At 44.8% G+C, this 13214-nt stretch carries 10 protein-coding genes; all 10 read left to right on the top strand.

The window, feature by feature from the left end:
* Nucleotide 1: 1 nt before the first annotated feature.
* The 10 genes from U0033_RS16090 to U0033_RS16045 all read left to right on the top strand — a co-directional run bounded on the left by U0033_RS16090 (nt 2) and on the right by U0033_RS16045 (nt 13210).
* A complete protein-coding gene (locus U0033_RS16090) occupies nt 2–718 on the top strand; it encodes an HmuY family protein (protein ID WP_072359448.1) in 717 nt (238 codons plus the stop codon).
* A 5-nt stretch (nt 719–723) separates the two neighbouring features.
* Nucleotides 724–1500, top strand: a complete 777-nt coding sequence (locus U0033_RS16085; RefSeq protein WP_143150673.1) for an HmuY family protein — start codon at nt 724–726, stop codon at nt 1498–1500.
* Nucleotides 1475–2206 carry an HmuY family protein gene (locus U0033_RS16080; RefSeq protein ID WP_072359444.1) on the top strand — a complete coding sequence of 244 codons (732 nt, stop codon included), beginning with the start codon at nt 1475–1477 and terminating at the stop codon, nt 2204–2206. The genes U0033_RS16085 and U0033_RS16080 overlap by 26 nt, the downstream gene beginning before the upstream one ends.
* Before the next feature lie 232 nt (nt 2207–2438).
* Nucleotides 2439–3170, top strand: coding sequence for a hypothetical protein (locus tag U0033_RS16075; protein WP_072359442.1), 732 nt, complete (start codon nt 2439–2441; stop codon nt 3168–3170).
* 56 nt (nt 3171–3226) lie between these two features.
* Complete coding sequence (locus U0033_RS16070; protein WP_072359440.1) at nt 3227–3928, top strand: HmuY family protein; 702 nt, start codon at nt 3227–3229, stop codon at nt 3926–3928.
* 193 nt (nt 3929–4121) lie between these two features.
* Nucleotides 4122–5615 carry a S41 family peptidase gene (locus U0033_RS16065; RefSeq protein ID WP_177318581.1) on the top strand — a complete coding sequence of 498 codons (1494 nt, stop codon included), beginning with the start codon at nt 4122–4124 and terminating at the stop codon, nt 5613–5615.
* 370 nt (nt 5616–5985) lie between these two features.
* Nucleotides 5986–6435, top strand: coding sequence for a response regulator (locus U0033_RS16060; protein WP_072359436.1), 450 nt, complete (start codon nt 5986–5988; stop codon nt 6433–6435).
* A 66-nt stretch (nt 6436–6501) separates the two neighbouring features.
* Nucleotides 6502–7071: a biliverdin-producing heme oxygenase gene (locus U0033_RS16055; RefSeq protein ID WP_072359434.1), complete on the top strand. Its 570-nt coding sequence runs from the start codon at nt 6502–6504 to the stop codon at nt 7069–7071.
* Between the two features lie 38 nt (nt 7072–7109).
* Nucleotides 7110–8621: a GAF domain-containing protein gene (locus U0033_RS16050; RefSeq protein WP_072359432.1), complete on the top strand. Its 1512-nt coding sequence runs from the start codon at nt 7110–7112 to the stop codon at nt 8619–8621.
* A gap of 86 nt (nt 8622–8707) precedes the next feature.
* Nucleotides 8708–13210 carry a CheR family methyltransferase gene (locus U0033_RS16045; RefSeq protein ID WP_072359430.1) on the top strand — a complete coding sequence of 1501 codons (4503 nt, stop codon included), beginning with the start codon at nt 8708–8710 and terminating at the stop codon, nt 13208–13210.
* Nucleotides 13211–13214 lie beyond the last annotated feature (4 nt).

Below are 13214 nucleotides of genomic sequence, written 5' to 3'. Positions count from 1 at the left end.
TATGGCAATAACAATAAGCAATATGTACAAGCGAGCCCAATGGCATTGCTTAGCAGCCATCGTACTGCTAACTATGGCCTGTAAGAAGGACAACAACAATGTAACCAAACTGAATTATGAAGATGGTGTCAGCACCGTTATCTATGACCTGGCGGGTGATACGGAAGCTTCTGTAGCTGATGGCGTGGAGGGAAAAGAGAGACGCCCGTTTAAGAGTTTTTATTTCAAACTGTCTACCAAACTGCAATCCTGGGATAGCAGCAATACTTTTAAGAAGAGCAATAACTGGGATCTGGCTTTCACCGATATTTATAACGCGCTTGTATATGTGAATAATGGTAGTGCAGAAGGTCCGGGGAAAGGTGGTTCCGGAAAAGGAATGATCATCGCTGTGGATGCTGCTTACAGTAAGGTAACTACTGCGCCTGATGATGCTGCATTTGAGACGGCGAACCTGAATTTTGCAGGATGGGATCAGTATCCTCAGCCTTATAACACCGGCTGGTATTTTTATTCACTGAATACGCACCTTGCCGTGCCTATTAAGAACCGCACTTTTATCATACGTACTGCTGATGGTAAGTATGGTAAACTGGAACTGATCAATGTATACCAGGGAAACCCACCTGCTGTTACCGATCTTTTCTGGCCGGCACCTTATTTCACCTTCCGCTATTTTGTGCAGCAGGATGGTAGTCATAACCTGAAAACACCCTGATTCAAATGCGTATATCTTTTCTTTTGTTGACCGTTTTTTTATTCGCATCCTGTTCGGATAAGGATAAAGATAACGATCCTTCCTTGCCTGAACTGCCTGCGATTACCGTGACTGGCGGCGGAACCTATACTGTGACAAACCTGGTGGGTGATACTGTAGCGAAAGCAGGTGGCAGTGCCTCCTTTAAAACTATCTATTACAGTCTTGAAGACGGCCGTGTGATACCCGATGCTTACGCTGCTACTGACAAATGGGATATTGCATTTGCCAGTATTTATAACAGCAGTGTATGGGCGAATAATGGGACTGCTACTTATAACCCGGGTAAAGGTGGTCCTGGCAAAGGAGGCATTTACCTGGTAGTAGACAGTGCTGTGGATAAACAGTATTTCGATTACGATCATCAACGCCCGGTTGCTGTACCCATTGCAGCCAACCTGATGGAAGAAGCATTTAACAAGGTAACTACGGTACCTGTTAGTGATGATCAATTGCTGGTAAACGGTTACCTGACTTTAGATCACTTCAATGGGAGTACGAATGGTTATGCTTTCTACGACTTCTATGGTCAAATGTATCCTGGTGATAATGAGAGAGCCCATGTGGTCTATAACCTGCCGCGTGCTATTATTGTGAGAACTGCAAAAGGGAATTATGCAAAGCTGATCATTTACGGTTTCTATAAGGATAACCCGGCAAACCCGGACATCCATACTGCTGCACCTTATATCACTTTTAAATACACGATTAACAAAGATGGCAATAAGACGTTTAACCAATAGTTTGCTGGTATTAACCCTGTTGTTTCTCTGCTCCTGTGGCAAAGACGATGCTACTACGCCGGGAGAAACTTACCTGGAAGGCACTAACTGGGTGCCCGGCCGTGTGAAGCAACTGGAGGAACATATATACCTGGATGAAAAATATAAGGTAGTCTATGTTGTGAACTATCCCGCACCGGATGTAGGGCATTCAGCATCAGAAGGACATCGTGCATGGTTTTTCAATTTTGACACGCACAAAGTGGTGGATAGTACTGCTGCTGTAGATGGTGTGAGCACATGGCACATAATGTTCAACAGTATTTACAATTCTCAGATCAATGCGGATGCTGCCACTGCTGAAGGAAGAAATGGCCTTGGAAAGATCAGGGTGGTGAAAACAGCGTTTGATGAACTGAGTGCTGCTCCTGCTGATTCAATGATCAGGAATAGTGTGCCGATTTCTTTTGACATCAATGATATTGTTGATAGCTGGGGATATTACCAGTTCAATAACCATTCCCTGGTACCATATAAGAATCGCTCACTGATCTTCCTGCTGAAAGATAACAGGTATGTAAAAGTAGAGCTGGTGAATCTGTATAAAGATAACCCGGCTACTGCACCTGATTACGGGGATCCAAATACAAAGAACCTGGCACCTTATTTCAATTTCAGATATTATGTACAGGCTACGCCCGGGAATTTGAATGTAAAAACAAAATGATTTTACGGCGTTCATCCAAGCCTGGAGTTACTCAATTCATAAGCTTAACACACAAAGATATTATACAGGAAACGGCCGGTGACCGGGAATAACCACTAATTGGAAAAGAAGTATGGCCTTATGAAGGCTGCGTTAACCACAGGCGCTGGATGTGACGGTCCGAATAGCGCCCGGGAAAATGCTGTCCTGCACAAGATGCCATACTATTGAGAATTCTAAAACTACAAATCTAATGAAAACACTTCGTTTTAGCGCTGCCCTGCTGGTAGCGGGAACTATTGCTTTATTTTCTTCCTGCCAAAAAGATGATGTAGCTGCGCCTAATAGCGGCCTGACCATTGGTAATGGCGTTGCTGTTGCTGTACCGGATGGTGGTTCAATCAACCTGTCTGCCGTTGGTCCATATGCCAGCAAAACCAAGGGTATTGTTTCCAGGTCAGGATCAGTATATACTGTCACCAACTTTGCACAAGGCACTGTAACTGCACCGGCAGACAGTACGCAATGGTCAAATGTTGCGAGCACTTATTATTTCAGCCTGTTGAATAATGTGGGTGGTGACTCCAGCTCCGCATCCAGCACTTATTTCGACCTGCGTTTCACTGGTAGCGCAAATGGTGATATCTATGCTTTTTCCGGTAACTATACTTTGGCATACCAGGATACTGCTTTTGCCAGCGCGAAGGGTGTAGTAACGATTGCTGCTCCGGGTGGCAAACTGGGTACTAACAGAATTTACATGGGTTCTGTACTGATCAGCTCCGGCATTGGTTGGTACGATTATAATATTTCTACTCACATTGTAACTGCATATCAGCCACGTACACTGATTCTGAAAGATCGTGTAACAGGTAAAGCTATCTGGAAGGTGAGCATTAGCAGCCTTTATTCCGGCGGCACACCAAATGCCAGTAGCTCTGCTACCAACTATCCATATTATAACTTCCAGTACCAGGCACTGTAAGGTGTAAGGTAGCCCGGGAAGGCTGATTTCCTGTATAATTTAAAACAAATGATGAAATGAAACTGCAATTCAAATATGCTTTTTTAATGCTGTGCCTGACGGGGGCTTTCTTCGCCTGCAAAGATGATAAGGACACGGACGTAAAACCAGAAGAAGAGAAGAAGGATTCGATTGTGAATGAGTATGTGACCATTAAGGCGAACGGGGTCGTGGAGATTAAAAGTATGCCTGTTCCTGTTGCGTCTTTTTTTAATTATAACCTGTTTAGTTTTTCAAAAATGGGATTAGTGGGTGCTGGAGAGGATAGTGTTAATACAGCGGCATGGGATGTTGGTTTCCAGGGGGCGGGATTGACGATGTCTCCTAATTGGGGAGGTACGGCACCTGGTTATTGGGATGGTGTGGATAAGTTTGCCATGAATCCTTCGGATGTATCGGTGGTTGGTTATGAGGATACGACATTTGATGCGATAAAGGCGGCACCGCCGGCGACTGCGTTTATGCATACATTAGCTATGAGTCCACAAACGCCGGTGTATAATACAGAAACGGGAGAGCTGGCGTATTTTGATTTTCCTAAGCGGCGGGTGTTTGTGTTTAAGCTGAATGATGGGAGGTATGTGAAGTTCCAGTATGTGAGTTATTATAAAGGGGCGCCTGAGACGCCGACTGCGGAGATTTATCAGAAGGATGCGGGGTATTGGACGTTTAAGTATTTTATTTCTGCGAAGGGAAGTACGGATTTGACTACGAAATAATTTGAAAGAGGAAAGGGCTGTATTATAAGTAAAATGAAGCCTTAAAGAAAATTTCTCTCCATCAGGAACCCTAATAGAAAAGGGCTGTCTCAAAACTTCGAGATAGCCCTTTTCTATTAGGGGGCCTTTGAGAATGTATGGATTTAGACGAATGCCCATTTTTTTTAGTAAATTTCCATTAAAATCCACCCTGGTGAAACAGACCATTCTTATAGCGCTCCTATCCTGTGCCACTGTTTTCGTTTCCTGCCGCAAGGACCACGATACTGATACTGAAACACCCGTATCTCCTACAGATGGCACCCGTGAGCAATTGACACTTGACTCTATCTATCTCTATGCTAAGCAGATCTACCTTTGGTACGATGCTTTGCCTGACTACACAACTTTCAATCCCCGGCAATATGCTACTGGTAGCAATGTATTGACCAATTATGAAAAGGAGTTGTACGTCATTACGCAATCAAAAACAAATCCGGCTACTGGCTACTCATATGAGTACTCTGGTTATGCTGGTTCACCAAAGTATTCTTTTATTGACGATGGTTCCCTGACGGGTGCTCGTCTCGGCACGGTATCTCTGACTGACAAGGGGGATGATTTTGGGCTAAGCATCAGTATCAGTGCTGATGTGCGGATCCGCTATGTAAATCCGAACTCTTCTGCAGCGCAGGCCGGACTTGCACGAGGTTTTAAGATTACACAGATCAATGGTACTACTGTTACCACATCCAGCAGCACTTTTATTCAAAATGCGCTGAATGGTACGACAATGTCTATGACTATTGTTGACAATGGTGGCATTACCGGCAAAGTGAACCTGACCAAATCAAACTATACTACTAATCCTGTTTTGAAAACTGTGGTTCTGACCGCCGGGGCTCAGAAAGTAGGGTACCTGAACTATAGTCGTTTCTCTGTAATGTCCAGCTCGCAAGCGCCGTTGGAAAGTGCTTTCAGCACTTTTGCCACACAGGGAGTTACCGCGCTCATCATCGATTTACGATATAATGGTGGTGGCTATACGCAAACTGCAGAGGAAATGATCAACCTCATTGCACCGTCTACCCTGAACGATAAGACGATGTATACGGAGTACTTCAATGACCTGCTGCAAAACGGGAAGGCTACTATTTTGAAACAGCAGCTCTACCTGGATGCAAATGGGAATACTGTAGACTACAATGGTCATAAAGCGACCTATGCAGATCTTGATTATTCTATTAGTGGGAATACCTATTCTTTCAAAAAGGTAGGGACTCTGAACACGGTAAAACAGGTGATTTTTATAGTAAGTGGCAATACTGCTTCTGCGAGTGAATTGGTGATCAACAGCCTGAAACCCTATCTGCCAGTGAAGTTGGTAGGTAGTCAGACTTACGGAAAACCTGTTGGTTTCTTCGGTGTAAAGATTGATAAGTATACCGTGTATATGTCTAATTTCTACATGCAGAATGCAAATGGAGATGGCAATTATTTCCAGGGTATGACGCCGGATATTGTTGCCAGTGATGATGTGACACATGATTTTGGGGATGCAAATGAGAATTGTATTGCAGCTGCATTGAATTATATATCCGGTCATCCATCCGGAAAGATTGGTGTTGCAACAGCTGAGGCACCGCTGATTCACATGGGCCCTGCATCTTTCACTGGTATGATAGAGGATAGAATGCACACAAAGTAGTAGTAAGGAATACCTGCTCATTTTTTCCCGATCGCGTCTTTTCTTTTCCCGATCCGATCTGCCTGCAATTGAGATCAGGCGTACATTTGTGAAGCTTCCTTATCAAATTGCTGTTTGTTAACACTCCAAAAACTACATAAGCATAAATTTCTTTAAAAAGTATCAAGTCCTGCCATCCTGATTTACAGGGTGGCAGGCCCTATTTAGGGGAGTGATCCCAATTTTCATTAAATGGCAGGCAAGGGGTTTCAACATGCAATTGGTAGACCAATTTATGTTGGTTTTTTTGTCAATAAAACGCCTTATTCTGTGCAATTTGGGTAATATGCGACTTTATTTAAGTAATTTTATCCGTCAAATTTAAATCTGGATGATCAAGAAGGCGCAACGTACCAGAAAATGTATACTGGTTGCTGATGACGACGCAGACGACCGGGAGCTCATAAAAGTGGCATTTGAGGAGAGTGGGGCTGAAACTGAATTGCGTTTTGTTGAAAATGGAGAAGAGTTAATGTATTACCTGAACAGGCAGGGAAAATATGCGGACGAAGAAAAATACCCCTTCCCCAGTATTATCTTGCTTGACCTGAATATGCCCCGTAAAGACGGCAGGGAGGCATTACGCGAAATCAAGGAACATGCAAATCTTAAGTGGCTACCCATTATTATTCTCACTACTTCTACCGAAGCCAAGGATATTTCAAAATGTTATGAATTGGGAGTGAATAGCTACACCATCAAGCCTTCCAATTTCTCGGACCTGGTTTCATTTACCCGTATGCTGCATGCCTACTGGTTTACAGTAGTGCAACTGCCGTAGAATTAATTCCACACGCGGTACACGAATATTCATAGTACTTTTAATCATTGTCACATACACTTGATAATGATTGAACAGTTAAGAGAAAGTACAGCCATATTACATCAGGACCTGGAGAGGACCCTGATCCCGGTGATTAAGCAAGCCAATTCCCCTGAAGCATATATCAGGTTACTGCAATTGTTCTACGGATTTTATTATCCGCTGGAACAATACATTGCAGCGCATATTGATACATCCTTTCCTGGTGGATTTGAGAACCGCCGCAAGGCAACTCAGTTATTGCAGGACATCAACGTGATCAATGGTGCGCCCCTGGATCCTCCACCTACCTGTACGCATATCCCGGAAATAAACGATAATGCGCAGGCCCTGGGTGTGATGTATGTGCTGGAAGGTTCAACCCTCGGTGGACAAGTCATCTGTCAGATTATACAACGAAATCTCCCCCTGCCTGAGATTACTCAGGCTTTATCATTTTTTAACGGCTATGGTGAGGAAACCCGCACCCAATGGGATAGCTTCGTTCACTACCTCGAAGGATACCATGGTACTGATGATCAGAAAAAACGTTTAGTGGAAGCCGCTGCCGATACTTTCAGGCAATTCAAAGTGTGGGCACAAGCCAATGCCTGATCCATTTCATTTTATAAATATCGGATTAACCTGTCTTTATGCAAACAAAGAGCTACGACTCCACTTTTTGTGGTAGTGTTCCTTTACATCAGATCAACCTGATACAGCCTTACGGAATATTGATTGTACTGCAAAGGAGCGATTACAAGATCGTGCAGGTGAGTGAAAATATCGGGGAAGCGCTGGATCTCCCTCCTTCTGAAGTTGTGAATACCCCACTAGCCAGGTACATTCCTGATTCTCAGCTGGAACAATTGCAAAAGCGGGTGAATGAAGGCATTGTTGAAACGGTGCCCTTTACCCTGTCCTTCTCATCAAAAGACTACCTGGTACTCATGCAGATAAATGGTGAAGCTGTGATCCTGGAAATGGAAGCACAAAGCACACCTACTGCCGAAAACTCGTTTATTACTATTTATCAGCAGCTCAAATACGCCATGGCAGCCATCAATGCTGCTCCCTCTGTTGAGGATGCCTGCCAGATAGCAGCTGCGCAGCTGAAAGAGTTGTCAGGTTATGATAAGGTGATGGTTTACCAGTTTGACAAAGACTGGAATGGAACTGTGATAGCAGAAGATTCTGTGCCGGAAATGGAGCAATACCTGGGTCTTACTTTCCCCGCTTCTGATATTCCAAAGCAGGCCAGGGCTATGTATCTCAAGAATCCGTACCGCCTGATTCCCAACAGGGATTATGTGCCGGTAAGCCTTTACCCGATCATTAACCCTATCACCAATGCATTTACAGATCTGTCTGGCTGCAACCTTCGTTCCGTTCCTGCAGTGCACCTGGAATATATGAGGAATATGGAAATCATGACCTCTATGTCTTGTCGTATATTAAAAGACGGGCAGCTGTGGGGATTATTTTCCTGTCATCATCGTACGCCTTTCTACCTGCCATATGAGGGAAGAGCATTTTTTGAACTGCTCTCAGGCATCATTGCAGCAAGGGTGATATCCCTTGCGTATAAAGAAGATAGCGACGAATATGCAGATCTGCATAACATTCACGCCAAGCTGGTAGAACAGGTGTATACCACCAATGATCTGCCACAAGGCCTGCTTGGGCATGATACCAATGTACTGCAACTTTTTAATGCCAGTGGTGCTGCCATGGTATTTAATAAAAGAATGGAAAGCATTGGGAATGTACCTGATAAACATGCGCTCAAAGACCTCCTGCTCTGGATAAGGAGTACGGCGGAAAAAGGGGTGTACCAGGAATTGAGTTTGCCGGCAGTGTATGAGCCTTCTGTGCAATATGCTAAAAATGCCAGTGGCCTGTTGGTTATCAGCATCCAACCACAGAAAGGGGATTTTCTGGTACTGTTCCGCCCGGAAGTGATCCAGGAAGTGAAGTGGGGAGGCAACCCGGATGAAGCGATCCGGTTTGAGAAAGATAATATACAATACCATCCCCGGAACTCGTTTAGTATCTGGCAACAACAGGTAAGAAATACTGCTGTTCCATGGCGTGAGACGGAACTGACAATGGCAGAACACCTGCGCAATTTTATATTGGAGTACATAGTGAAGGCAATGGATTGAGGTATTCAGTGCCGAATTTTATAAAAGTAATAACAAATGATGCCCGCTTTCCGGCCCATCATTTGTTTATGGTATAAAACCTTTAGATGAAGAAAGCGAATTACATAGTGGCAATTGGGGCATCTGCCGGTGGACTGGAAGCAATTCATGAATTTTTTGATAACATGCCGGAATACGGCAACCTATCATTCGTGATTATACAGCATCTGTCATCGGACTATAAAAGCCTGTTGGTGGAGCTGGTATCCAAGCATACCCACATGCAGGTACGTGAGGTGGAAGAGGATATGGCTGTGGAAAATGATTGCGTGTATGTAATTCCGAACAACAGAGATATTATTATAGAAAAAGGCCGGCTCCGGCTCATGCAGAAACCTGTTGAGAAAGCCCCCAATACGGCAATAGATACTTTCCTGTTTTCTCTTGCAAAAGATAAAGGTCGTCAGGCGATCTGCATCATCCTTTCAGGCACTGGTACGGATGGTACAAGAGGTGCTGGTGCTATTAAGAAAGCAGGAGGGATGGTGATGGTGCAGGACCCGGATACTGCCAAGTTTGACGGCATGCCACGTAGCGCCATCGGCTCAGATAATATCGATTATATTCTCGCACCGGAGTTTATGCCAGGCGAGATTTTCAATTATATACAGGACCTGCCGCTGCATGTTTTTAATGGTAAGATTGATGAACGTTTATTACCAGAAGTGTTCAAGCTGGTACAAGAAAACAGCGGACAGGATTTTCATCATTACAAGTCTCCTACTATCACGCGCCGTATTGCAAAACGCATGGCGCAGTTCAGTTTCAAGACCTTAGAAGAATACCTGGGGCTGCTCAGGCAAAGCCCGGAAGAGGGTAAATTATTAGCCAAAGATTTCCTGATAGGGGTGACCCGTTTCTTCAGAGATAGTACGGCTTTTGATGTGCTGAGAGATCAGGTGTTGGATAAGCTGGTAGACAGTAAGGAAGAAGGCGCGATCCTGAAAGTATGGGCTACGGCCTGTAGTACGGGAGAAGAAGCCTATTCTCTTGCCATTCTGCTGGACCAGCTCCTGCAAAAGAAAGGCAAGTGGCTGGATGTAAAGATCTTTGCAACAGACATCGATAGTAATGCGGTGGAATATGCGGCTAAGGGCGTGTATCCGGCAGCGGTATTGAAGGATGTGGATGCTGCTATTGTGAAGAAATATTTTCTGAAAGAAGATAAACATTACCAGATTGTACCCCGCCTGCGCAAGCAGATCGTGTTTGCCAGACATAATATTCTCAAAGATCCTCCATTCATTAAGAATGACCTGGTGAGCTGCAGAAACATGCTCATTTATATGGACAATGTGCTGCAAAGACAGGTATTGGCTTCCCTGCATTTTGCACTGAATACGGGTGGATACCTATTTTTAGGTACCAGCGAATCTGCTGCCCTGATCAGGGGAGGACTGGAGGAAATCAATGCAAAATGGAAGCTCTATCGTAAAACGGATGCTGCCCGATCTGCACCTCCTGAAAATTTATATAGTCCGCTGGAATACATTCGTCAGTCAAGAGAAATGCGTCCGAATGTCTTAGGATTATTAGGGCAGGAGAAGCGGCTGGCTATGGAGCTGCAGGATGCATTCAGAGATGTGATGTCAGAAGAATTCGGTTATGCAGCGGTGTACATTGATAAGAATTATGAAATCAGGGAAGCGACAGGGAATTATAAAAAATACCTTTCCTTACCAGATAAAAAGCTGAACCTGAACCTGCTGAAAATGGTGCCCGGTGACTTGTCTATGGTGTTGAACATGGCACTGAGACAGGCATGGAAAACTACGCAGAAGGCGACGCTGAGAGGCATTAAACTCAATACGAAAGAAGGGAGCCGGTTAGTGAATATTATGATCAGACCTGATACCGGCAACGGGCAGCATACGCTGATTGTATTTGGTGAAGAACCGGAAAGAGCGGCTTTATTGTCAGAACACAAAGAGGAGCTGAGTTATCCGGCAGGTGTGAATGAACACATCATGTCGCTGGAAGCGGAGCTGGGTGAAACGCGTACCAATTTGCAGATGGCCATTGAAGGCCTTGAGACTTCGAATGAAGAATTGCAAAGCAGTAATGAGGAGTTGCTGTCTGCGAATGAGGAATTACAAAGTAGTAATGAAGAACTGCAATCCCTGAATGAGGAATTGCATACGTTGAATACAGAACACCAGCTCAAGATTAAAGAGCTGATGGAGCTGAATGATGATATGGATAACTATTTCCGCAGTACAGACATCGGTCAGGTATTTGTGGATAGCAGGATGCAGATCCGAAAGTTCAACCCGGCGGCGGTGAAGATGATCAACCTGATAGCTGCGGATATTGGCCGGCCTATCAGTCATATCTCTACGAATATCCAGCAGGATAGCCTGATTGATGATATTAATTCAGTCATCCGTCAAAAACATACTTTAGAAAAAGAACTGGTACTGAGTAATGGCAGTATGTGCCTGATGAAGATCATGCCATATATCAGGCAGGATAAACAGATAGATGGTGTGGTGATCACCTTTGTGGATATCACGGCTATCAAGGAGCTGGATATGCTGCTGAAAGGGGTATTCAATGCCAGTACCAGCCTGATTATGGCATTCAGGTCTGTGATTGGTAGCAATGGTAATGTTACTGATTTCCGCCTGCTTACGTCTAATAGTGCAGCTACGAAACTGATAGGTAAAGATGTGTTGCTCCACAAGTCACCGTCTATGAAACAATCCATTCCGCAGCTGATGCAGCAGGGATTATTTGAGAAGTATGTGCAGGTGGTGGAACAAGGTAGCGTTTTACATACAGAGGTATTGGTACATTATAATAAGGAGGAGATCTGGTATGAGATGTCTGCCGTGAGAACTTCGGATGGTATTGTGATCACCTGCTATGATGTAACGGAGAAGAAAGATGCGGAAGAGCGTTTACGCAGCAATTACAATGAGCTGGTAAAAGCCCGTGAGAGTTTGCGTAACCTGAATTTGGCACTGGAAGATAAAGTATTGGAACGGACCCGTGAGCTCACACAAAGTGAAGAACGTTTCCGTTTGGTTTCCAAAGCAACCAATGATACAATCTGGGATTGGAACCTGACTAATAATACGGTGTGGTGGAGTGATAACTTTTACAATATCTATGGGTATAGTCCGGACCAGGAATCTGCCAACCGCACATTCTGGCTGGAGAAGGTGCACCCGGATGACAGGGCGAGAGTGCAGGAAAGCATTGGCCGTGCGGTGAATACGAAGCAAAGTCAGTGGTCAGAAGGGTATCGTTTGCTAAGAGCTGATGGTACTTATGCCCATATCCTGGATAGAGGCTACCTCCTGCAGGATGAATATGCTACTCCTTATCGTATGCTGGGATCCATGCTGGATGTAACCAACCTGAGAGCAGCAGAGGAACAGGCGGTGATGAGCCTGGAGGAGAAACGCTTCCTGGCAGAGTCTATGCCATTGATCCTGTGGACGGCGTGGCCGAATGGCGAGATCAATTTTGTAAACAAACAGTTTGTTACCTATACCGGTCTGACCATGGAGAAGATCAGGGATGCCGGTTGGGAAAGTATATTGCACCCGGATGATGTGCCGGTATGGAGTCGTACCTGGAATAATGCCCTCCGGAAGAAAGCGGATTTTTCGCTGGAAGTGCGGATTAGACGTAGTGATAATCAATATCACTGGTTCCTGTTACGGACCAGGGTGCAGAAAGACCTGGCTGGGACTGCCATTCTTTGGGTGGGTACCAATACCGATATCCATGAGCAGAAAATGCTGGCAGAACTGATGGAACAGCGGGTGCAGGAGCGAACCAATGCCCTGCAGAAGGCAAATTATGAGCTGGAAAGCAGTAATGCGGAATTGCAGCAATATGCCTTTGTGGCATCTCATGACCTGAAGGAGCCCTTGCGCAAGATCCATATGTTTGGGAATATGCTCAGGGAGCGTTACCAGGATCAGATGGAGGAGAAAGCGGTGGATTACCTGAACAGGATCATTAATTCCAGTAGCAGGATGACAAATCTGATCAATGATTTGTTAAGATTTTCCCGCCTGTCACAGATGAATTTCTTCGAAAAAGTGCCTTTAGAGACTATTATCCGGGAGATTTTGTCTGATTTGGAGGTATTGATACAAGAAAAGAATGCAATTGTAACGGTGGGGCAGATGCCTACAATAGAGGCAGTGCCTTCGCAGATCCGGCAAGTGTTCCAGAACCTGCTGAGCAATGCTTTCAAGTTTTCCCGTAAGGATGTGCAGCCGATGATCAGCATTATGGCGACCCGGATTGCGGAGAAAAAGTTCGATAGTGTGGCTGACCCGGAGGGCCCATATGCCTGTGTTACCATTTCTGACAACGGGATTGGGTTTGATGAGAAGTACCTGGATAAAATTTTTGTACTCTTCCAACGTTTACATACTAAGGACAAATATGAGGGAACTGGCATAGGACTTGCGGTTACGCGTAAGATCATTGAAAAACACCACGGAATTATCACGGCGCACAGCCGTGAAAAAGAAGGGGCTACTTTCACTATTATCCTGCCTGTAAAGCAGGACCAGGAGATAGGTTGATCTT

This window comes from Chitinophaga sancti, from assembly GCF_034424315.1.
Taxonomy (GTDB): Bacteria; Bacteroidota; Bacteroidia; order Chitinophagales; family Chitinophagaceae; genus Chitinophaga; species Chitinophaga sancti.
Note: the sequence above shows the minus strand (reverse complement) of the source record. Positions and strands in the feature narration are given on the sequence as shown.

Excerpts from the sequence above, each read along its gene's own strand:
- U0033_RS16090 (WP_072359448.1), top strand. The coding sequence starts at position 2 with ATGGCAATAACAATAAGCAATATGTACAAGCGAGCCCAATGGCATTGC.
- U0033_RS16085 (WP_143150673.1), top strand. The coding sequence starts at position 724 with ATGCGTATATCTTTTCTTTTGTTGACCGTTTTTTTATTCGCATCCTGT.
- U0033_RS16080 (WP_072359444.1), top strand. The coding sequence starts at position 1,475 with ATGGCAATAAGACGTTTAACCAATAGTTTGCTGGTATTAACCCTGTTG.
- U0033_RS16075 (WP_072359442.1), top strand. The coding sequence starts at position 2,439 with ATGAAAACACTTCGTTTTAGCGCTGCCCTGCTGGTAGCGGGAACTATT.
- U0033_RS16070 (WP_072359440.1), top strand. The coding sequence starts at position 3,227 with ATGAAACTGCAATTCAAATATGCTTTTTTAATGCTGTGCCTGACGGGG.
- U0033_RS16060 (WP_072359436.1), top strand. The coding sequence starts at position 5,986 with ATGATCAAGAAGGCGCAACGTACCAGAAAATGTATACTGGTTGCTGAT.
- U0033_RS16055 (WP_072359434.1), top strand. The coding sequence starts at position 6,502 with ATGATTGAACAGTTAAGAGAAAGTACAGCCATATTACATCAGGACCTG.
- U0033_RS16050 (WP_072359432.1), top strand. The coding sequence starts at position 7,110 with ATGCAAACAAAGAGCTACGACTCCACTTTTTGTGGTAGTGTTCCTTTA.
- U0033_RS16045 (WP_072359430.1), top strand. The coding sequence starts at position 8,708 with ATGAAGAAAGCGAATTACATAGTGGCAATTGGGGCATCTGCCGGTGGA.